This is a genomic window from Telluria mixta (assembly GCF_029223865.1).
GTDB classification, from domain to species: domain Bacteria; phylum Pseudomonadota; class Gammaproteobacteria; order Burkholderiales; family Burkholderiaceae_D; genus Telluria; species Telluria mixta.
In genome coordinates, this window is record NZ_CP119520.1 from 4,264,296 (window position 1) to 4,283,819 (window position 19,524).

20 protein-coding genes are annotated in these 19,524 nt (G+C 64.2%); 15 read left to right on the forward strand and 5 right to left on the reverse strand.

The genetic code is table 11. The features are described from left to right. Window positions 1-5: 5 nt before the first annotated feature. The 3 genes from moaE to yiaA all read left to right on the forward strand — a co-directional run bounded on the left by moaE (window position 6) and on the right by yiaA (window position 1,340). Window positions 6-464: a molybdopterin synthase catalytic subunit MoaE gene (gene moaE / locus P0M04_RS19065; RefSeq protein WP_259447877.1), complete on the forward strand. Its 459-nt coding sequence runs from the start codon at window positions 6-8 to the stop codon at window positions 462-464. Then, a complete protein-coding gene (gene crcB / locus P0M04_RS19070) occupies window positions 449-832 on the forward strand; it encodes a fluoride efflux transporter CrcB (RefSeq protein WP_259447529.1) in 384 nt (127 codons plus the stop codon). Before moaE ends, crcB begins: the two co-directional genes overlap by 16 nt. An 82-nt stretch (window positions 833-914) precedes the next feature. Next, entirely contained in the window at window positions 915-1,340 is a 426-nt protein-coding gene (gene yiaA, locus P0M04_RS19075) for an inner membrane protein YiaA (protein WP_259447528.1), read from the forward strand. Window positions 1,341-1,344: 4 nt separating this feature from the next. Here yiaA and P0M04_RS19080 read toward each other — a convergent pair whose 3' ends face one another. Beyond that, on the reverse strand, window positions 1,345-2,589 hold the full coding sequence (locus tag P0M04_RS19080) for a voltage-gated chloride channel family protein (RefSeq protein WP_259447527.1): 1,245 nt from the start codon (window positions 2,587-2,589) through the stop codon (window positions 1,345-1,347). Window positions 2,590-2,707: 118 nt separating this feature from the next. Between P0M04_RS19080 and clpB the strand changes: the two genes are divergently transcribed. Continuing rightward, window positions 2,708-5,320, forward strand: coding sequence for an ATP-dependent chaperone ClpB (gene clpB / locus P0M04_RS19085; RefSeq protein WP_259447526.1), 2,613 nt, complete (start codon window positions 2,708-2,710; stop codon window positions 5,318-5,320). 52 nt (window positions 5,321-5,372) lie between these two features. On the opposite strand, the gene P0M04_RS19090 is transcribed toward clpB, so the two are convergent. After that, complete coding sequence (locus P0M04_RS19090) at window positions 5,373-5,951, reverse strand: FxDxF family PEP-CTERM protein (protein ID WP_259447525.1); 579 nt, start codon at window positions 5,949-5,951, stop codon at window positions 5,373-5,375. Between the two features lie 195 nt (window positions 5,952-6,146). After that, window positions 6,147-6,995, reverse strand: a complete 849-nt coding sequence (locus tag P0M04_RS19095; RefSeq protein WP_281042044.1) for a PEP-CTERM sorting domain-containing protein — start codon at window positions 6,993-6,995, stop codon at window positions 6,147-6,149. A 435-nt stretch (window positions 6,996-7,430) separates the two neighbouring features. Between P0M04_RS19095 and aceA the strand changes: the two genes are divergently transcribed. The 3 genes from aceA (at window position 7,431) to P0M04_RS19110 (ending at window position 11,518) form a co-directional block, all read left to right on the forward strand. Then, the gene (aceA, locus tag P0M04_RS19100) at window positions 7,431-8,729 is read left to right on the forward strand and encodes an isocitrate lyase (RefSeq protein WP_259447524.1); all 1,299 of its coding nucleotides are present in this window, start codon (window positions 7,431-7,433) and stop codon (window positions 8,727-8,729) included. Window positions 8,730-9,048: 319 nt separating this feature from the next. Then, window positions 9,049-10,080, forward strand: coding sequence for a 23S rRNA (adenine(2030)-N(6))-methyltransferase RlmJ (locus P0M04_RS19105; RefSeq protein WP_259447523.1), 1,032 nt, complete (start codon window positions 9,049-9,051; stop codon window positions 10,078-10,080). A 163-nt stretch (window positions 10,081-10,243) separates the two neighbouring features. Then, on the forward strand, window positions 10,244-11,518 hold the full coding sequence (locus tag P0M04_RS19110) for an EAL and HDOD domain-containing protein (RefSeq protein WP_259447522.1): 1,275 nt from the start codon (window positions 10,244-10,246) through the stop codon (window positions 11,516-11,518). Window positions 11,519-11,521: 3 nt separating this feature from the next. Here the strand turns inward: P0M04_RS19110 and P0M04_RS19115 are convergent, their stop codons facing one another. After that, entirely contained in the window at window positions 11,522-12,271 is a 750-nt protein-coding gene (locus P0M04_RS19115; RefSeq protein WP_259447521.1) for an SAM-dependent methyltransferase, read from the reverse strand. A gap of 5 nt (window positions 12,272-12,276) precedes the next feature. Further along, window positions 12,277-12,882 (reverse strand): Maf-like protein, encoded by a 606-nt coding sequence (locus P0M04_RS19120; protein WP_259447520.1) that lies wholly within the window; start codon window positions 12,880-12,882, stop codon window positions 12,277-12,279. Between the two features lie 105 nt (window positions 12,883-12,987). On the opposite strand from P0M04_RS19120, the gene P0M04_RS19125 reads away from it, so the two are divergent. The 8 genes from P0M04_RS19125 to fabF all read left to right on the forward strand — a co-directional run bounded on the left by P0M04_RS19125 (window position 12,988) and on the right by fabF (window position 19,485). Next, window positions 12,988-13,485, forward strand: coding sequence for a YceD family protein (locus P0M04_RS19125; RefSeq protein ID WP_259447519.1), 498 nt, complete (start codon window positions 12,988-12,990; stop codon window positions 13,483-13,485). A gap of 210 nt (window positions 13,486-13,695) precedes the next feature. Then, window positions 13,696-13,878 carry a 50S ribosomal protein L32 gene (rpmF, locus tag P0M04_RS19130; RefSeq protein WP_005666806.1) on the forward strand — a complete coding sequence of 61 codons (183 nt, stop codon included), beginning with the start codon at window positions 13,696-13,698 and terminating at the stop codon, window positions 13,876-13,878. Between the two features lie 176 nt (window positions 13,879-14,054). Continuing rightward, on the forward strand, window positions 14,055-15,095 hold the full coding sequence (plsX, locus tag P0M04_RS19135; protein WP_259447518.1) for a phosphate acyltransferase PlsX: 1,041 nt from the start codon (window positions 14,055-14,057) through the stop codon (window positions 15,093-15,095). Between the two features lie 2 nt (window positions 15,096-15,097). Further along, entirely contained in the window at window positions 15,098-16,078 is a 981-nt protein-coding gene (locus P0M04_RS19140) for a beta-ketoacyl-ACP synthase III (RefSeq protein ID WP_259447517.1), read from the forward strand. Window positions 16,079-16,120: 42 nt separating this feature from the next. Continuing rightward, window positions 16,121-17,056, forward strand: a complete 936-nt coding sequence (fabD, locus tag P0M04_RS19145; RefSeq protein WP_259447516.1) for an ACP S-malonyltransferase — start codon at window positions 16,121-16,123, stop codon at window positions 17,054-17,056. Window positions 17,057-17,095: 39 nt separating this feature from the next. Then, entirely contained in the window at window positions 17,096-17,833 is a 738-nt protein-coding gene (fabG, locus tag P0M04_RS19150) for a 3-oxoacyl-ACP reductase FabG (RefSeq protein ID WP_259447515.1), read from the forward strand. Window positions 17,834-17,975: 142 nt separating this feature from the next. Continuing rightward, window positions 17,976-18,215 carry an acyl carrier protein gene (gene acpP, locus P0M04_RS19155; RefSeq protein ID WP_036168404.1) on the forward strand — a complete coding sequence of 80 codons (240 nt, stop codon included), beginning with the start codon at window positions 17,976-17,978 and terminating at the stop codon, window positions 18,213-18,215. A gap of 25 nt (window positions 18,216-18,240) precedes the next feature. After that, entirely contained in the window at window positions 18,241-19,485 is a 1,245-nt protein-coding gene (gene fabF / locus P0M04_RS19160; RefSeq protein ID WP_259447514.1) for a beta-ketoacyl-ACP synthase II, read from the forward strand. Window positions 19,486-19,524: the final 39 nt, after the last annotated feature.

Consider the following 19,524-nt stretch of genomic DNA (forward strand, 5'->3'; position numbering starts at 1 on the left):
AGGATGTGACGGAAGTCCGCGTCGAGACCGCGGACTTCGACCTGAGCGCGGAAATCGCGCGCCTGCGCGCGGGCGATGCGCGCGTGGGCGCTGTCGTGAGCTTCGTCGGCACGGTGCGCGACATGAACGACGGCGACGACGTGGCCGAGCTGGAGCTGGAACATTATCCGGGCATGACGGAGAAGGCCCTGCACGACATCGTGGAGCAGGCGCGGGCGCGCTGGCCGCTGTACGGCGTCCTCGTGATCCACCGCATCGGGCCGATGCGGCCGCTGGACCAGATCGTCCTCGTCGCCTGCACGTCCGCCCACCGCGGCGAGGCGTTCGCGGCCTGCGAATTCATCATGGACTACCTCAAGACCGACGCCCCGTTCTGGAAGAAGGAGCAGACGCCGAACGGCGCGCGCTGGGTCGATGCGCGCGTGACGGACGACACGGCCCGGGCCAAGTGGGCCAGCCGCTGAGCTGGATCGCGGTCGCCGTCGGGGCGGCCCTCGGTGCCTGGCTGCGCTGGGGCTTGACCGTCTTCCTCAGCCAGATGCACGCACACATCCAGCTGGGAACGCTCGTCGCCAACCTCGTCGGCGGCTATCTGATCGGGCTGGCGCTGGGCTTGTTCGACGCCATGCCGGCGCTGTCCCCGGCCTGGCGCCTGTTCGTCATCACGGGCTTCCTTGGGGGGCTGACCACGTTTTCCAGCTTTTCCGGCGAAGCCATGGTGCTGCTGCAGCGGGGCCATTACGGCTGGGCGCTGGCCCATTCGGCGGCGCACCTGTTGGGGTCGATCGGGTGCTGCGTCGCGGGATACGCGACCTGGCGTGCCATCGCCTGATACCGTCGCGTCATTCGCTTGCGCGCAATGCGCAGGAACTGCAATCTGGCAATGTTCTAATTTTCATTGACCGGAGACCAGTATGACCAAGCAACCGTCCGCACGCCCGAGCCCTGCCTTCGTCGGCGCATCCTGGGGCGCCATGATCGTCGGCATCCTTGCCTACCTCATCGGTTTATGGAATGCGCAGATGCAGCTCAACGAGAAGGGCTATTACCTGACGATCCTGTTGTACGGCTGCTTTGCCGCCGTGTCGTTGCAAAAGACGGTGCGCGACCGCGCCGAGGGCCTGCCGGTGACGGGCATGTACGTCGGCCTGTGCTGGACCTCGCTGATGGCCGCCGTCGTGCTGCTGACGGTCGGCCTGTGGAATGCGACGCTGCTGCTCAGCGAAAAAGGCTTTTATGCGATGTCGTTCGTGCTGACCCTGTTCGCCATCATCGCCGTGCAAAAGAACGTGCGCGACCTGGCCGCCGCGGGCGACGTGCCCGAAGCGCAGCAGGCATAGCCGATCACGACTTGCCGGGCTTGGCGTGGCCGATGCGCTGCGCCCGGTAAATCCCCGTATGGCCGGAAAACAGATAGGCCAGCACGCATCCGACGGCCGCATACACCCCCACCTCCGCACCGAAGAGCTCAATGGCCATCAGGGTCGACGCGATCGGCGTGTTGGCCGCGCCGGCGAACACGGCCACGAAGCCGACGCCCGCCAACAGCGAAAAGGGCAGATGCAGCAGCGGCGCCAGCGCATTGCCGAGCGTGGCACCGATGTAAAACAGCGGCGTCACCTCGCCGCCCTTGAAGCCGGAGCCCAGCGACGCGACCGTGAACACCAGCTTGCCGGCGAAGTCCCATGGCGCCAGCGGCTGTGCGAACGCGGCCTGGATGGTCGGGATGCCGAGGCCGATGTAGCGGTCCGCACCGCATACCAGCACGACGGCCGCGACGACGCTGCCGCCCAGCAGGGGGCGTAGCGGACCGTAAGGCACGCGCCGCTTCATCCAGCCCGACAGCGCATGGGTGCAATCCGCGAACAGTTTCCCCGCGAGCCCGAACAGCGCGCCCGCGACGGCGACGGCCGCCAGCGGCCACAGGCCCAGCGCCGGTACGGACGCGATGGCGTAATGCGTGTGGTGGAGGCCCAGCGCATGGCCCCACAGCAGGCAGACCTGGTCGCCGGCGATGGCGGCCGCCAGGCAGGCCAGCAGGGCGTCGTAGCGCAGGCGGCCGATGGCCAGCACTTCCAGGCCGAAGATCGCGCCCGCCAGCGGCGTGCCGAACACGGAGGCGAAGCCCGCGCTGATGCCGGCCATCAGCACGATGCGCCGGTCTTCCATCTTCAGCCTGAACACGTGCGTGAGCTGGTCCGCGAGCGCGCCGCCCATTTGCACGGCCGTGCCCTCGCGCCCGACCGAGGCGCCGAACAGGTGCGAGATCACAGTGCCGCCCAGCACGAGCGGCGCCATGCGCAGCGGAATCACCTTTTTCGGGTCGTGGATCTCGTCGATCAGCAGGTTGTTGCCGGCCTCGACCGAGCTGCCGAAGCGCAGGTACAGCCAGCCGACGGCGAACCCGGCCAGCGGCAGCAGCGCGATCAGCCAGCGGTGAGCGTTGCGCGTCCCGGTCGCCAGTTCGAGCGCGAACAGGAAGAAGGCGGAGGCGGACCCGGACAGCAGTCCGACGGCGAGGGCGAGCAGCAGCCATTTCCCCATGTAGGGCAGCAGGCGACGTTGCTCGGACAAGAATGAATGTTCCATGGTGGACATTTTATCCCAGCACGATTTGCCACCCCAGCCGTGTATTCACATCTTGAAAAGTCGCTACGGCATCCCTAACTTGATGTCAATCCAAAATCCAACCCACAGGGATCAAAACATGCGACAAGATAAATTGACGACCAAGCTCCAGGAAGCGCTCGCCGACGCGCAGAGCCTGGCGGTCGGCAACGACAACCAGTACATCGAACCCGTCCACCTGCTGGCTGCGCTGCTGGGCCAGAGCGACGGCAGCGCGCGCTCGCTGCTGCAGCGGGCCGGCGTCAATGTGGGCAGCCTGCAGACGGCGCTGCGCTCGGCGTTCGACCGCCTGCCGAAAGTGCACGGCACGGGCGGCGACGTACAGGTCGGCCGCGAGCTCGTCGCGCTGCTGAACCTGGCCGACCGCGAATCGCAGAAGCGTGGCGACCAGTTCCTGTCGAGCGAAATGGTGCTGCTCGCCTTTACGGAAGATAAGTCCGAAGCCGGCCGCCTGGCCCGCGAAAACGGTCTCGCCCGCAAGGCGCTCGAATCGGCCATCCAGGCCGTGCGCGGCGGCGAATCCGTGAATTCCCAGGATGCCGAAGGCCAGCGCGAAGCGCTCAAGAAATACACGCTCGACCTGACGGAACGGGCCCGCAACGGCAAGCTCGACCCGGTGATCGGCCGCGACGACGAGATCCGCCGCGCCATCCAGGTGCTGCAGCGCCGTACCAAGAACAACCCCGTGCTGATCGGCGAACCCGGCGTCGGCAAGACGGCGATCGTGGAGGGGCTGGCACAGCGCATCGTCAACGGCGAAGTACCCGATTCGCTGAAAGGCAAGCGCGTGCTGTCGCTCGACATGGCCGCGCTGCTCGCGGGCGCCAAGTTCCGCGGCGAGTTCGAGGAACGCCTGAAAGCCGTGCTGAAGGAACTGGCGCAGGACGAGGGCATGACGATCGTCTTCATCGACGAGATCCACACGATGGTCGGCGCCGGCAAGGCCGAAGGCGCAATGGATGCGGGCAACATGCTGAAGCCGGCACTGGCGCGCGGCGAGCTGCACTGCATCGGCGCGACCACGCTGGACGAGTACCGCAAGTACGTCGAGAAGGATGCCGCGCTGGAGCGCCGCTTCCAGAAGATCATCGTCGACGAGCCGAGCGTGGAGGCGACCATCGCCATCCTCCGTGGCCTGCAGGAGAAGTACGAACTGCACCACAAGGTGGAGATCACGGACCCGGCGATCATCGCCGCGGCCGAGCTGTCGCACCGGTACATCACCGACCGCTTCCTGCCGGACAAGGCCATCGACCTGATCGACGAGGCAGCCTCGAAGATCAAGATCGAGATCGACTCGAAGCCGGAAGTGATGGACAAGCTCGACCGTCGACTGATCCAGCTGAAGATCGAGCGCGAAGCCGTCAAGAAGGAAACGGACGAGGCGTCGCAGCGCCGCCTGGAGCTGATCAACGACGAGATCGTCCGCCTGGAGCGCGAGTACAACGACTACGAGGAAATCCTCAAATCCGAGAAGGCGGCCGTGCAGGGCACGACGCACATCAAGGAAGAGATCGAGCGTATCCGCCTGCAGATGGATGAAGCGAAGCGCCAGAGCAACTGGCAGAAGGTATCGGAGCTGCAGTACGGCCGCCTGCCGGAGCTCGAGAAACAGCTGAAGGATGCCGAGGCTGCGGGCGAGCAACCGGAAGATGCGAACGGTAAACCGCGCCTGCTGCGCACGCAGGTCGGTGCCGAGGAAATCGCGGAAGTCGTGTCGCGCGCGACCGGCATCCCCGTCGCCCGCATGATGCAGGGCGAACGCGACAAGCTGCTGCACATCGAAGAGAAGCTGCATGAGCGCGTGGTGGGGCAGGACGAGGCGATCGAGGCCGTGTCCGATGCGATCCGCCGCTCGCGTGCGGGTCTCGCGGATCCGAACCGTCCGTACGGCTCGTTCATGTTCCTGGGCCCGACGGGTGTCGGCAAGACCGAGCTGTGCAAGGCGCTGGCGAACTTCCTGTTCGATACGGAAGACGCGCTGATCCGCATCGACATGAGCGAGTTCATGGAGAAGCATTCCGTGGCCCGCCTGATCGGCGCGCCGCCGGGCTATGTCGGCTACGAGGAGGGCGGCTACCTGACGGAAGCCGTGCGCCGCAAGCCGTACAGCGTGATCCTGCTGGACGAGATCGAGAAGGCGCATCCGGACGTGTTCAACGTCCTGCTGCAGGTGCTCGACGACGGCCGCATGACGGACGGCCAGGGCCGCACGGTGGACTTCAAGAACACCGTGATCGTGATGACGTCGAACCTGGGTTCGCACAAGATCCAGTCGATGGACAGCGACGATCCGGCCGTCGTGAAGCTGGCGGTGATGGCCGAGGTCCGCGGACACTTCCGCCCCGAGTTCATCAACCGCATCGACGAGATCGTCGTGTTCCATGCGCTGGACGAGAAGAACATCGGCGCGATCGCGAAGATCCAGCTGAAGAGCCTGGAGCAGCGTCTCGAGAAGATGGAAATGGCGCTCGACATCAGCGACGAGGCCTTGCAGAAGATCGCGGAAGCGGGCTTCGATCCGGTGTATGGCGCGCGTCCGCTCAAGCGCGCGATCCAGCAGCAGATCGAGAATCCGCTGTCGAAGGACATCCTGGCGGGCCGCTTCGGACCGAAGGATACGATCCGCGTCGGCGTGCGCGGCGGCCAGCTGGTGTTCGGCGAAGAGCCGGCCGTCGAGCTGGCGAAGTAAGCTGTCGTTGGAATGGAAACGCCCTGTCGGCCAGCGCCGGCAGGGCGTTTTTTTACGCGCGCTTGCGGCGCGCCATGACGCCGAGCAGGCCCAGGCCGCCGAGCATCAGCGCGTACGTCTGCGGTTCCGGCACGGCGGAGACCACGAGATGTTCGCCCATCAGGCTGCCGACCTTTTTATTGCCGTCCGCGCCGAACATGGTGAGCTTGAGCTGGGGCGACGTCGGGTCGACATTGTCGCCGGAGAAGGTGAACTGGAACACCATGTCGTCCGTCAGGGCGAGGCGCGCGCCCGAATAGCACAGCGAGCTGCCGGCATGGCTGCCGCCGGTGCAGCCGTTTGCGTTCAACTCCTTGCTGGACAGCGTCCAGTTCGCCGCGCCGCCCGGTGCGGCCGTCAGCGACACGCTGTCGAAGCTGCCGAGGTCCTTCAGTTGCAGGGCACCGAGGGAGGTGGCACCGGCCCAGCTGCCGGTCGGGGCGGCGGCGTCGACCTCGAGGGTCAGCACGTTGCCGGACCAGGATGACGTAAAGTCGACGCCCTGGAATTCGATCGTGCCGGCCTGGGCTGATGCGAGCGCGCCGGCGCCCAGCAGCGCCGCCAGCAGGGTAGTGCGGATGCGTGATGTCATGTTCTCTCCTTCTCCACGAAATGCAAGAACCCGACGGCTCGCGTCCTGCGAGACCGCCGGGCACATACGGATCAGATCCGTGCCGCAAGGGTAGAAGGGGGGGGCGATATGGCTCTGTTAGCCGACTAACTCATCGGTTGTAACAACAACGCCCCGCCGGGCGCTTGGCCGGGCGGGGCGTTTGGGGGATTGCGTTCAGCGCGGGCGGCGGCGCAGCACGAAGCCCATCAGGCCCAGGCCGCCCAGCAGCAGGGCGATGCTCTCCGGTTCCGGCACGTGCGTCGAGGCGGCGGCGTTGCCGGACGGCGTTTGCACGACGTCGGGCCCCTTGACGGGCAGTGTCGACGGCAGGTCTTCCTGCGGCGGCACGGCGGCCGGCGTGTCGGATGGGGAGGCGATGTCGGGCGTGCCGGTCGGCGTTTTGGTGTCGGCCGTCGTGTTGGTTTGCGTGCCAGTGGACGTGGTCGGGGTCTCAGGGATCACCGGAACGACCGGCGTGACCGGAACGACCGGCGTGACGGGCGCGGCCGGGGTCGATGGAGTCGTGGTCGTCGGCGATGCCGGCAGGACCTGCGACAGCAGCGAGCCCACCTTGGTGCCCTGGGCGTTGACGAACTCGACCTTCACGTGCGGCTCGTTCGTCGCGACGCTGGCGCCGTTGAACGTGAATTTGAACACCATGTCGTCGGCCAGCGCGATCTGCTGGCCGTAGAAGCACATGCGGCTGCCGGCCGCGCCGTTGCTGGTGCCGGAGCAGCCGGACGCTTTCAGCTCGGAGGTCGACAGTTTCCACGCATCCGTTCCGCCCGGCCCGCCGCTCACGCTCACGCTGCTGTAAGTGCCCACGCCCTTGATCGCCAGCGCGGCCAGTCCCGTGGCGCCGCTCCATCCGCCGCTGCGCTTGGCGGCGTCGATTTCCAGCGAGAGCACATTGCCGCTCCAGCTCGACGTGAAGGTCACGCCATCCAGGGTCAGGACGCCGGCGTGGGCCGTCATCGTCATTGCGCCCAGCAGGGCGGCAAGTGCGGTCAGTCGCAGTTTCATCGGTTATCGCTTTCGGGAATGCGGCAAAGTTGCTGTTTGGAATGTATTGATGGTGCTAGGAAATTATTCTCGCTCGATTTGATGCAAATCGTCAATTTGTGATTATTTATTACCGAAATAGTGTTGTTTAATCAGACAAAATTGTCAGATTTGGCGCAGTATTTACGAAATACTTCGTGGAAACAAAGTCGCTAATCTCACATTATGAAAACTTGTTCGCAGATGTGAAAAGCGCACAACACGCGCTTGCCCGGCAGTTTCCATTTTGAGAAATATGCTCCCGCATCATGGAATATGCAATGTAAGCATATGATTTTTAAGTAAATAAAAATCGTCATATGTCTTATATAAGAGTGTTGGTGCTGCGCACAACCAGCGCTATCATGTTTCTAACGGAATCACTGTCCAACCTCGTTTTTTCATCAGGAGATCGCCATGGCAACTCGTGAACAGCAAATCGCCGCCCTGCAACAAGACTGGGAGTCCAACCCGCGCTGGAACGGTGTCGTCCGCAATTACACGGCGGAAGATGTCGTACGCCTGCGGGGCTCCGTGCAGATCGAACATACGCTGGCGCGGCGCGGCGCCGAGAAGCTGTGGAACCTGATCAACAACGAGCCGTACGTGAACGCCCTGGGCGCGCTGACGGGCAACCAGGCCATGCAGCAGGTCAAGGCCGGGCTGAAAGCCGTCTACCTGTCGGGCTGGCAGGTCGCGGGCGACGCCAACCTGGCCGGCGAGATGTATCCGGACCAGTCGCTGTACCCGGCCAATTCGGTGCCGATGGTCGTCAAGCGCATCAACAACACGTTCCAGCGCGCCGACCAGATCCAGTGGTCGGAAGGCAAGGACGACGTCGATTACTTCGCGCCGATCGTGGCCGATGCGGAAGCCGGCTTCGGCGGCGTGCTGAACGCCTTCGAGCTGATGAAATCCATGATCGAAGCGGGCGCGGCCGGCGTGCACTTCGAAGACCAGCTGGCCTCCGTCAAGAAATGCGGCCACATGGGCGGCAAGGTGCTCGTGCCGACGCGCGAAGCCGTCGAAAAACTGACGGCGGCCCGCCTGGCGGCCGACGTGATGGGCACGCCGACGATCCTCGTCGCCCGCACGGACGCCGAGGCGGCCGACCTGCTGACGGCCGACGTCGACGCGAACGACAAGCCGTTCTGCACGGGCGAGCGCACGGTCGAAGGCTTCTTCCGCGTCAAGCCGGGCGTCGACCAGGCGATCGCGCGCGGCCTCGCCTATGCGCCGTACGCCGACCTCGTGTGGTGCGAGACCGGGAAGCCGGACCTGGAATTCGCCAAGCGCTTCGCCGACGCCATCCACGCGAAATTCCCGGGCAAGATGCTCGCATATAACTGCTCGCCGTCGTTCAACTGGAAGAAGAACCTGGACGACGCGACGATCGCCAAGTTCCAGAAAGAGCTGGGGGCGATGGGCTACAAGTTCCAGTTCATCACGCTGGCCGGCTTCCACGCGCTGAACTACAGCATGTTCAACCTGGCACACGGCTATGCGCGTCGCGGCATGTCGGCCTTCGTCGAATTGCAGGAAGCGGAATTCTCCGCAGCCGACAAGGGCTTCACGGCCGTCAAGCACCAGCGCGAAGTGGGCACTGGCTACTTCGACGCCGTGACCCAGACCATCCAGCAGCACCAGAGCTCGACGACGGCACTGCACGGCTCGACCGAGGACGAACAATTCTTCGACGAGAAGAAAGTCGCCTGAGCCCGTCGCTAACTTTCCTCCACCCATCCTCGCGATGGTCTGCCGCAGTGGCCACAAGCCGCTGCGGCATTTTTTGTTTCCAAACTTCGGGGTCAGAGCCCGGTTTTGGGCAATTTCCTAAAAAAGGGCTCTGACCCCGGTGTTTGTTGGGTGGAAGGCGTATCTGAGGGATAATGACGGTTGGCCCGCTCAGCGATCGCACCGCGGGCACCGCATCAACCAGATTGGAATCTCTATGTTCAGCTACCGCCACGCCTTCCACGCGGGTAATCACGCCGATGTCCTGAAGCACTTTATTCAGGTTCAGTTGCACAAGTACATGAACCAGAAAGACACGGCCTACACGTATATCGACACCCATGCCGGTGCCGGCGTGTACGCGCTCGACAGCGCGCAGGCGGTCAAGAGCGGCGAATACATCGACGGTATCGGGCGCCTGTGGGGCCGCGACGACCTGCCGCCGGCGCTGGCCGAGTACGTGGACCTCGTGGGCAAACTCAATCCCAGCGGCAAGCTGCGCTGGTATCCGGGCTCGCCGTGGGTGGCCGATGCCGAGGCGCGCCTGGAGGATCGCCTGCGCCTGTTCGAACTGCACCCGGCCGACATCAGGGTGCTGGCGGAGAACGTGCGCAAGCTGGAAGCGCATCACGCGGAGCAGGGCGAGCGCGCGCGCGGCCGCCGCATCCTCGTCGACCACGCGGACGGCTTCCACGGCCTGAAGGCACTGCTGCCGCCGCCGTCGCGCCGGGCGCTGGTGCTCGTCGATCCGCCGTACGAGGTCAAGCTCGACTACAAACACGTACGCGACGCGCTCGAGGAAGCGCTCAAGCGGTTCCCAGCGGGTATGTATGCCGTTTGGTATCCGGTGCTGCAGCGTATGGAATCGCGCGAGTTTGCCGATCGCCTGAAGCGCCTGCCGGCCAAGGAATGGCTGCACGTCACCTTGAGCGTGGCGGGTCCGCGTGCCGACGGCAACGGCCTGCACAGCAGCGGCATGTTCATTCTGAATCCGCCGTATACGCTGGAAGCAACCCTGCGCGAGACGATGCCGTATCTCGTACAGGTGTTGGGCCAGGATGCCGGTGCGACGTTCCGTATCGAGAAGGGCACGCAGGCCACGGGCACAGTGCCCGCCCAGGGCGGTCCGCGCAAGCCGGTAGGCAACGCGCGCCGCGCGAGCCCGCTGTCCGGCCGCGGCAGCCTGCGTTTGCCGGGGCAGCCGTTCGGCGACGATCCGCGCACGCGCAAGGAAGGCGAGAGCGCCGAGCAGCGTACTCCGCGCAGCCCGCGCACGGAAGCCAAACCGGCACCGCGCGCCCCTTCCAAACGCAACGGATCGGGCCGTTCCTGACCCAGTTTGCATCAATCGTTTCCGGCAAGCACATCTATGTCTGAAACGTTTTGATACGATGTCGAAATGTAAAGACTTCCCGTCTGTAGTATAGTCGGACCGGTATTCCGGCCAGACCGGTCCCGGCACGCATGGTGCGTGCCGTCGTTTCAGGAGTTTTTACATGCATGCGGTAGCAACGGCAGCCACGTCCACGCCGTCCGACGAATTCTTTCTGGCGCGCCAGCCCATCCTCGGACGCGACCAGAAACTGGTGGCGTTCGAGTTGCTGTTTCGCGCCGCGCCGGAGCATGAGGACGCGCAGCTGACCGATTATGCCGCCGCCACCGCCGCCGTGATCTCCCATGCGTCGCAACTGGGGATGAGAGAGGTGGTGGGCGAGCAGGTTGCCTTCGTCAATGTCGACGAGGTCGTGCTGATGAGCGATTTCGTCCGCTTCCTGCCTCCCGATAAGGTTATTCTGGAAATCCTGGAAACCGTCCGTCCCACCACGGCCCTGCTGGCCCGCGTGCGGGAATTGAAAGAGCTCGGCTTTAAGTTCGCACTCGACGATGTTATAGGCCATTCCGAGCAGGTAAGCAAGCTGAGGAACCTCGTCGACGTCATCAAGATCGACCTGCAGGGCGTCGGGCGCGACGAACTCGCCGAACTCGTCCACACCTTGCGCGGGCCGCACCAGAAGCTGCTCGCGGAAAAGGTCGAGACCATCGAGGAATTCGAGTTATGCCTGGAACTCGGCTTCGAATATTTCCAGGGCTATTATTTTGCGCGCCCCGCGATCCTGTCCGGCAAGAAGATCACGCCGTCCGAGCTCGTGCTGCTGCGTCTGTTCGATCTCATTCATTCGCAAGCCGACAACGACGCGATCGAGGCGGCCGTCAAGCGCGACCCGTTGCTGAGCCTGAACCTGCTGCGCCTCGTGAACGGTCACCTGGCGGGCACGGGCGCGCCGCAGGTCGAATCGATCCCGCAAGCGCTCGTCCAGCTCGGCCGCAGCCAGTTGCAGCGCTGGGTGCAGATCCTGCTGTACAGCAGCCCGGAAGGACACGTCGAACTGAATTCGCCGCTGCTGCAGATGGCGACGACGCGCGGCCGCCTGCTCGAGCTGATGACCCTGACCCTGCGTCCGGGCGACGTGGCCGGGGCCAACACGGCCTTCACGGTCGGGATCATGTCGCTGATGGATGCGCTGTTCGACCTGCCGTTGCGCGAGATTCTCGATAAAGTCGACCTGTCGCGCGACGTCCGCGCCGCCCTGCTGGAGCGCGACGGCGACTATGGTGCGATGCTGAGCGTGGCGGAAGCGCTGGAGCACGCGGAGCCCGGCCGCAACCTGGCGGCCGCGCTGGACCGGCTTGGGCTATCGGTGAAGCAGGTGCGCGACATCGAACTGGCCGCGTTCGGCTGGGTGCGCGAACTCGGCGCCGAAGTCCACTGACCTTTATTGCGCCAGGAAGAGGAAGACGGTCGGCTTCTTGTGGAAATCCGGCGCCTTGCCGGCAGCCAGTTGCGCCTTCCACTTCGCGGCCGTCTGCGTGCGCACGGTTTCCGTCGGCAGGGAGAGGTCGGTCGCCACGCACACCAGCGTGCCCGGCTGGCAGGTGGCGACGAGGGCTTCCAGCATTGCGCCGTTGCGGTACGGCGTCTCGATCAGCAACTGTGTCTGTTTCTCGCTGCGCGAGCGCTGCTCCAGTTGCTGGATGCGCTTGGTGCGCTGGGCGGCATCCGTCGGCAGATAGCCGTTGAACGCGAAGCTCTGGCCGTTCAGCCCACTCGCCATGACGGACAGCAGCAGCGACGACGGCCCCACGAGCGGGCGCACGGGTACGCCGTGCTGGTGCGCCAGCCGGACGAGGTCGGCGCCCGGGTCCGCGACGGCCGGCACGCCCGCTTCCGACACGAGACCCGCGTCGCGGCCCTCCAGCAGCGGCGCGAGCAGGGCGGCCAGCGCCTGCGGCGGCGTATTCACATTGAGTTCGGCGATCCGGATGTCCTGCAAGGGAAGGGCGAGCGGATGGTCGATGGCGACCAGTTTCAGGAAGGCGCGCGCCGTCTTCGCGTTCTCGGCGACAAAGTAGTCGAGCTTGCTGGCGATGTCCTGCACCTGTTCGGGCAGGATGTGGGACAGCGCGTGCGGTGCGGCCTCGGTCGGGCCGAGGGTGTTCGGGATCAGGTAGAGCGTACCGGGCATGATTGTTATTGTTGGAGATTAAAGAATGGCATGCCGGCGCGGCGCAGCATGCCGGTCAGCGCGATCAGGGGCAGGCCGGTAAGGGCGGTCGGATCGCTGCTGTCGATACGTTCGAGCAGCGCGATGCCGAGTCCCTCGTTCTTGGCGCTGCCGGCGCAGTCGTACGGTTGTTCGATGCGCAGGTAGGCGTCCAGCTCCGCATCCGGCAGGTCGCGGAACGTCACGAACACCTGGACATTCTCGACCTGCGCCGTGCCCGTCCGCCCGTCCCACAGGCACAGGGCCGTATGAAACACGACGCGGCGGCCGCGCATCATCTGCAACTGGGCGAGGGCGCGGGCGTGGTCGCCCGGCTTGCCGATCTGGATGCCGTCCAGCGTGGCCACCTGGTCCGAGCCGATCACGAGCGCGCCCGGGTTGGCAAGGGCGACGGCCGCGGCTTTCTCGCGCGCCAGCCGCAGCGCCGTCGCTTCCGGTGTTTCGCCGGGATGCGGCGTCTCGTCGATGTCGGGAGACATGGCTTCGAATGGCAGGCGCAGGCGACCCAGAAGCTCGCGGCGGTAGGCGGAACTGGAGGCCAGGATGAGGCGCGGAAGGGTGGAGCTCGGCATCGATTTTCGTAAATAAAACAGGAAGATAGCGCTTTGCGAGGAAGTCTTTGACTACGCGGGCAGAAGCCTGCTATTATCGCAGGTTTTCCGGGGATGTTTTTCCAAATGAGCGCTTTTGTCATCGACGCCTTTGAATTTTGTCGGAACAACGGCCATCGTGAAGGCGTCACGCCGGTGGCGGAAATGCCCCGCCTGGCGGCTGATTGCGCCGACAAGTCCGGCGAGATCGCGTGGTCCATCGACGGCGGCCAGACCCGGCAAGGGTATCCGATGCTGACGTTGTCCGTCTCCGGTACCGTGCAACTGGTCTGCCAGCGCTGCCTGACCCCGTTCGGCTACGAGCTCGATTCGTCGACCGTGCTGGTGCTGGGCAAGGACGACCAGGAAGCGGACGAGATCGAGGAAATCCTCGACGATGAAAGTATCGATGTGATCGTCGGCAGCCACACCTGCGACATCCGCGATCTGCTGGAAGATGAAGCCCTGCTGGCCCTGCCGCAGGCACCGAAGCACGAGGTGTGCCCCGATACCAAGCTGCTGGACGCCATCAAGTCCGAGAAGGTATCGCCGTTCGCGGCACTGAAGAGCCTCAAATCTGAATAAAAGAATTGCAGTGGGTGCTACTGACAGGTAGGATTCGCAGCGTCAAAACGTGTCAAACGCGTGCAGCTCGAGTATTGAGTCATCGTTGTAAGGCAGCGTTAAACATGTCGGCAATGGCAGTCCCAACGTTATTGCCGCTGGGATACTCGATGCGCATGTACTTGCAAGTCGAATGTGTTAGAATTTTAGAACTTAAGTTTAGGAGTCATCATGGCAGTTCAACAGAATAAGAAGTCCCCGTCGAAGCGCGGCATGCACCGTTCGCACGATTTCCTGACCGCCCCGAACCTGGCAGTCGAGCCGACCACCGGCGAAACGCACCTGCGTCACCACATCAGCCCGAACGGTTTCTACCGTGGCCGTAAAGTGCTCAAGACCAAGAACGACGAGTAATCGACGTCTTGCTGTTTTGTTCCATGAAAGCGGTGCAACGTATGTCGAATGCGTGGCGCCGCTTTTTCTTTCGCGGTAACCCCGTCATTTACCATCCCGCTGACTCGGCTCGCTTTGTACCCCGCCGAGAACACGCCGCCGCCGGCCGACCTTGAGCCCGCGGTTCATCCCGACAAATGACAATCAAAATTTCCATCGACTGCATGGGCGGCGACCACGGCCCCGCCGTGACCATCCCGGCAGCCCTCGCATTCCTCAAGCGCGAACCCGACGCCGAGCTGATCCTCGTCGGTCAGGAAGAGCTGGTCCGCGCTGAACTCAAGAAACATCATGCGGGCGAGAACCCGCGCCTGACCGTCCGCCATGCCGCCGAAGTGGTCGCGATGGACGATCCCATCGAAGTCGCCCTGCGCCGCAAGAAGGATTCGTCGATGCGCGTCGCCATCGAGCTCGTCAAGGATGGCAGCGCCGACGTCTGCGTCTCCGCCGGCAATACGGGCGCGCTCATGGCCATCTCCCGTTATGTCCTGAAAACCATGGCCGACGTCGACCGTCCGGCCATCTGCTCGATCCTGCCGAACTCGAAGGGCGGTCCGACGTACATGCTGGACCTGGGCGCCAACGTGGATTGCGAACCGCACCACCTGCACCAGTTCGCCATCATGGGCGCCGTGCTGTTCGAGGCGATGGAGCACCGCCGCCCGAGCATCGGCCTGCTGAATGTCGGCACGGAAGAGATCAAGGGCAACGAAGTGGTCAAGGCCACCGCGCCCCTGCTGCGGGCCGACCATGAACGCGGCGTGCTGAATTTCCATGGCAACGTCGAAGGCAACGACATCTTCAAGGGCACGGTCGACGTCGTTGTGTGCGACGGGTTCGTCGGCAACGTGACCTTGAAGGCGATCGAGGGCCTGTCGCGCTTCTTCAAGACGACGTTCATGGAAAGCACCATGTCGAAACTCGGTGCTCTGCTGGCGCGCAAGTCGCTCAAGAAGCTGAACCCCGAAAGTTATAACGGTGCCGGCCTGCTGGGTCTGAAAGGCCTGGTCTTCAAGAGCCATGGCGGTGCCAATGCCTACGCCTACGAGTGGGCACTTCGACGCGCTTTTGACGCGGCGAAATATAATGTGCAAGCGCAACTCTCGACCTTGATCGCCGAAATGTTGCCGCAAGCTCCCAATCCGGAAGCGCCAGGCTCAACCATTCAGCAGGGTTAGCAATGACTTACAGCAAAATTATCGGCACCGGCAGCTACCTGCCGGAAAAGCGTGTCACTAACGACGACCTCGCGGCCCAGCTTGCCGTCAAGGGCATCGAGACGTCGGACGAGTGGATCGTGACCCGCAGCGGCATCTCCGCGCGCCACTACGCCGCGCCCGACGAAAACGCGTCGGACCTGGCCGTGAACGCGGCGCGCAAGGCGCTCGAGGCGTCCGGTCTCGAAGCCGAGCAGATCGACCTGATCATCGTCGCCACGTCGACGCCGGATTATTTCGGCAGCTTCCCGAGCACGGCCTGCATCGTCCAGAACAAGCTGGGCATGCGAAACAACAGCGCCGCGTTCGACATGGGCGCCGTGTGCTCGGGCTTCGTCTACGCGATGGCGACGGCCGATGCGTTCATCAAGGCCGGCAATGCGAAGAACGTGCTCGTGATCGGCACGGAAGTGTTCTCGCGGATCCTCGACTTCGATGACCGCACCACCTGCGTGCTGTTCGGCGACGGCGCCGGCGCCGTCGTGCTGGCCGCGTCCGAGGAACCGGGCGTGCTGGCCGTCAAGCTGCACGCCGATGGCAGCCATGGCGGCATCCTGTGCGGCCCCGCGAACCCGTCGAACCTGGCCACGAACCAGAAATTCCTGTACATGGATGGCCCCGCCGTCTTCAAGCTGGCCGTGACCGTGCTGGAAAAGGTCGCCAACGAAGCGCTGGCGCATGCGCAGATGCCGTCGAGCGAGATCGACTGGCTGATCCCGCACCAGGCCAACCTGCGCATCATGACGGGCACCGCCAAGAAGCTGGGCCTGTCGACCGAGAAGATGGTCGTCACCGTCAACGAACACGGCAACACGTCGGCCGCGTCGATCCCGCTGGCACTCGATGTCGCGGTGCGCGACGGCCGCATCAAGCCGGGCCACAACGTCATGATGGAAGGCGTGGGCGGCGGCTTTACCTGGGGTGCCGTGCTCGCGCGCATGTGACGCCGGCCGCTCCGTACCAATAACAAGATCAAGGAGGACTTGATGAGCAAATTCGCATTCCTGTTTACCGGCCAGGGCGCGCAAGCCGTCGGCATGCTGAACGGCTTCGCCGGCAACCCGGTCGTCGAGCAGACCGTCGCCGAGGCGTCGGAAGCGCTGGGCCAGGACCTCGGCAAGCTGATCGCCGAAGGCCCGAAGGAAGACCTGGACCTGACCACCAACACGCAGCCCGTGATGCTGACGGCCGCCGTCGCCGTCTACCGTGCGTGGATCGCCGCGGGCGGCCCGAAGCCGGCCGTCGTCGCCGGCCACAGCCTCGGCGAATACTCGGCGCTCGTCGCCGCCGGCGTGATCGACTTCAAGGATGCCGTGCCGCTCGTGCGCTTCCGTGCGCAATCGATGCAGGACGCGGTGCCGGTCGGGCAGGGCGGCATGGCGGTGATTCTCGGCCTGCAGGCGGACGACGTCCGTGCCGTGTGCGCAGAGGCGGCGCAGGGCGAGGTCGTGGAAGCCGTGAACTTCAACGAGCCGACGCAGATCGTGATCGCGGGCCACACGGCCGCCGTCGAGCGCGCGTGCGACATCGCCAAGGCCAAGGGCGCCAAGCGCGCGATGAAGCTGGCCGTGTCGGCGCCGTTCCACTCGTCGCTGCTGAAGCCGGCGTCGGACCGCCTGCGCGACTACATGGCGAACCTGAATTTTGCCGCGCCGCAGATCGACTTGATCAACAACGTCGACGTGGCTATCCTGAACGATCCCGCCGCGATCAAGGATGCGCTGGTGCGCCAGGCGGCCGGTCCCGTGCGCTGGGTCGAGACCATGCAGAAGATGGCGGCCGACGGCGTGACGCAAGTCATCGAATGCGCGCCGAGCAAGACCCTGATCGGCATGGCCAAGCGGATCGATCCGGTGCTGGTGGGCGAAGCCCTCGTCGACCAGGCATCGCTGGAACGTGTGCTCGCCGCCATCCAGGGCTGAGCGCCGTCGCATCCCCCCGTTAGAGAAAAAGAGGACTCAATGAACCTGCAAAACCAAGTCGCCCTCGTCACCGGTGCCTCGCGCGGCATCGGCAAGGCCATCGCACTCGAACTGGCACGCCAGGGCGCCAAGGTCGTCGGCACCGCCACGACGGCAGCCGGTGCGGAAGACATCGGCGCCTACCTCGCCGAGTTCGGCGGCAAGGGCGTCGTGCTGAACGTCACCGACGCCGCCCAGTGCGCCGCCGTCATCGACGACATCACCAAGAATGTCGGCACGATCGGCATCCTCGTCAACAATGCCGGCATCACCCAGGATCAATTGGCGATGCGCATGAAGGACGAAGAGTGGGACAACGTGATCGCCACCAACCTGACGGCCGTCGGCCGCCTGTCGCGCGCCGTGCTGCGCGGGATGATGAAGGCGAAGCAGGGGCGTATCATCAACATCACGTCCGTCGTGGGCGCGGCCGGCAATCCGGGTCAGATGAATTACGCGGCGGCGAAGGCCGGCGTGGCCGGCATGACCCGCGCGCTGGCGCGCGAGATCGGCAGCCGCAACATCACCGTCAACTGCGTGGCGCCGGGCTTCATCGACACCGACATGACCAAGGCACTGGGCGAAGGCCAGCATGAGGCGCTGCTGACGCAGATCCCGCTGGGCCGCCTGGGCAATCCGGAAGACATCGCGTACGCGGTCGCCTTCCTGGCGGGTCCGCAGGCCGCCTACATCACGGGCACCGAACTGCACGTGAACGGCGGCATGTACATGAACTGATGGGCATCCTTTAAATAGAGATCTCGGCAGTTCGCAGTAGTTTCGACCGTTTTAGCGTCAGACGCTGAAAATAGTTTTTCAACGCGCAAACCCTGATAAAATGCGCGCACTTTCCGCAACACATACCTAATGGAGCCATAACATGTCGGATATCGAACAACGCGTTAAAAAAATCGTCGCTGAGCAACTGGGCGTTGCCGAAGCAGACATCAAAATCGATTCCTCGTTCGTTGACGACCTCGGCGCTGACTCGCTGGACACCGTGGAACTGGTGATGGCCCTGGAAGACGAATTCGAAATGGAAATCCCGGACGAGCAGGCCGAGAAGATCACGACCGTTCGCCAGGCTATCGAGTACGCACAGGCTCACGTCAAGGCCTAAGCTTTCAGGATTTCAGGAGAAGCGCTTGAGTTCACGCAACCGTCGTGTCGTAGTGACCGGCCTGGGTTGCATCTCTCCGATCGGCAACACCATTGCCGACGCGTGGGAGGCAGCACTGGCGGGCAAGTCGGGTATTGCCAACATCACCAAGTTCGACGCAACGCCATTCTCGACCCGTTTCGCGGGCGAGGTGAAGAACTTTAACGTCGAGGATTACTTGCCGGGCAAGGAAGGCCGTCATATGGATACGTTTATCCATTTCGGCATGGCCGCCGGCATCCAGGCGTTACAGGATTCGGGCATTGTCGTCACCGACGACAATCGCGATCGTATCGGCGTGCTCGTGGGTTCCGGCATCGGCGGCCTGCCGATGATCGAAGAGACCAAGGCGGAGTACGACAGCCGCGGCCCGCGCCGCATTTCGCCGTTCTTCGTCCCGGCGTCGATCATCAACATGATCTCGGGCGACCTGTCGATCAAGTTCGGCCTGCGCGGCCCGAACCTGGCCATCGTGACCGCCTGCACGACCGGCCTGCACTGCATCGGCCAGGCTGCTCGCCTGATCGAGTACGGCGACGCCGACGTGATGATCGCGGGCGGTGCGGAATCGACCGTATCGCCGCTGGGCCTGGGCGGTTTCGCCTCGGCACGTGCGCTATCGTCGCGCAATGACGATCCGGCCACGGCTTCGCGTCCCTGGGACCGCGACCGCGACGGCTTCGTGCTGGGCGAGGGCGCTGGCGTGATGGTGCTCGAAGAGTACGAACACGCCAAGGCACGCGGCGCGACGATCTACGCGGAAGTCGTCGGCTTCGGCATGAGCGCGGACGCGAACCACATCACGGCACCGCTCGAGGATGGCAGCGGCGCATCGCGCTGCATGGTCGCCGCGATGCAGTACGCGGGCATCAACCCGGACCAGGTGCAGTACGTGAACGCACACGGCACGTCGACCCCCGTGGGCGACGTGGCGGAAGTGAAGGGCATCAAGCGCACCTTCGGCGACCATGCGAACAGGCTGGTCGTCAACTCCACCAAGTCGATGACGGGTCACCTGCTGGGTGGCGCGGGCGGCCTGGAGTCGGTGTTCACCGTGCTCGCGATTCACAACCAGGTCTCGCCGCCGACGATCAACATCTTCAACCAGGATCCGGAATGCGACCTGGACTTCTGCGCCAACACGGCACGGGACATGAAGATCGATTACGCGGTGAAAAACTCCTTCGGTTTCGGCGGTACCAACGGTACGCTGGTCTTCGCCAAGATCTAACGATCTGCCGATAACCGAACTTTCGGACGCCCATTCCTG

Bases quoted from the DNA above. Each gene is read 5' to 3' on its own strand.
- P0M04_RS19140 (WP_259447517.1), top strand. From the start codon at position 15,098: ATGACTTACAGCAAAATTATCGGCACCGGCAGCTACCTGCCGGAAAAG.
- rpmF (WP_005666806.1), top strand. From the start codon at position 13,696: ATGGCAGTTCAACAGAATAAGAAGTCCCCGTCGAAGCGCGGCATGCAC.
- P0M04_RS19105 (WP_259447523.1), top strand. From the start codon at position 9,049: ATGAACCAGAAAGACACGGCCTACACGTATATCGACACCCATGCCGGT.
- yiaA (WP_259447528.1), top strand. From the start codon at position 915: ATGACCAAGCAACCGTCCGCACGCCCGAGCCCTGCCTTCGTCGGCGCA.
- P0M04_RS19080 (WP_259447527.1), bottom strand. From the start codon at position 2,589: ATGGAACATTCATTCTTGTCCGAGCAACGTCGCCTGCTGCCCTACATG.
- plsX (WP_259447518.1), top strand. From the start codon at position 14,055: ATGACAATCAAAATTTCCATCGACTGCATGGGCGGCGACCACGGCCCC.
- P0M04_RS19115 (WP_259447521.1), bottom strand. From the start codon at position 12,271: ATGCCCGGTACGCTCTACCTGATCCCGAACACCCTCGGCCCGACCGAG.
- P0M04_RS19090 (WP_259447525.1), bottom strand. From the start codon at position 5,951: ATGACATCACGCATCCGCACTACCCTGCTGGCGGCGCTGCTGGGCGCC.
- P0M04_RS19125 (WP_259447519.1), top strand. From the start codon at position 12,988: ATGAGCGCTTTTGTCATCGACGCCTTTGAATTTTGTCGGAACAACGGC.
- P0M04_RS19120 (WP_259447520.1), bottom strand. From the start codon at position 12,882: ATGCCGAGCTCCACCCTTCCGCGCCTCATCCTGGCCTCCAGTTCCGCC.
- clpB (WP_259447526.1), top strand. From the start codon at position 2,708: ATGCGACAAGATAAATTGACGACCAAGCTCCAGGAAGCGCTCGCCGAC.
- acpP (WP_036168404.1), top strand. From the start codon at position 17,976: ATGTCGGATATCGAACAACGCGTTAAAAAAATCGTCGCTGAGCAACTG.
- fabG (WP_259447515.1), top strand. From the start codon at position 17,096: ATGAACCTGCAAAACCAAGTCGCCCTCGTCACCGGTGCCTCGCGCGGC.
- P0M04_RS19110 (WP_259447522.1), top strand. From the start codon at position 10,244: ATGCATGCGGTAGCAACGGCAGCCACGTCCACGCCGTCCGACGAATTC.
- fabD (WP_259447516.1), top strand. From the start codon at position 16,121: ATGAGCAAATTCGCATTCCTGTTTACCGGCCAGGGCGCGCAAGCCGTC.
- P0M04_RS19095 (WP_281042044.1), bottom strand. From the start codon at position 6,995: ATGAAACTGCGACTGACCGCACTTGCCGCCCTGCTGGGCGCAATGACG.
- aceA (WP_259447524.1), top strand. From the start codon at position 7,431: ATGGCAACTCGTGAACAGCAAATCGCCGCCCTGCAACAAGACTGGGAG.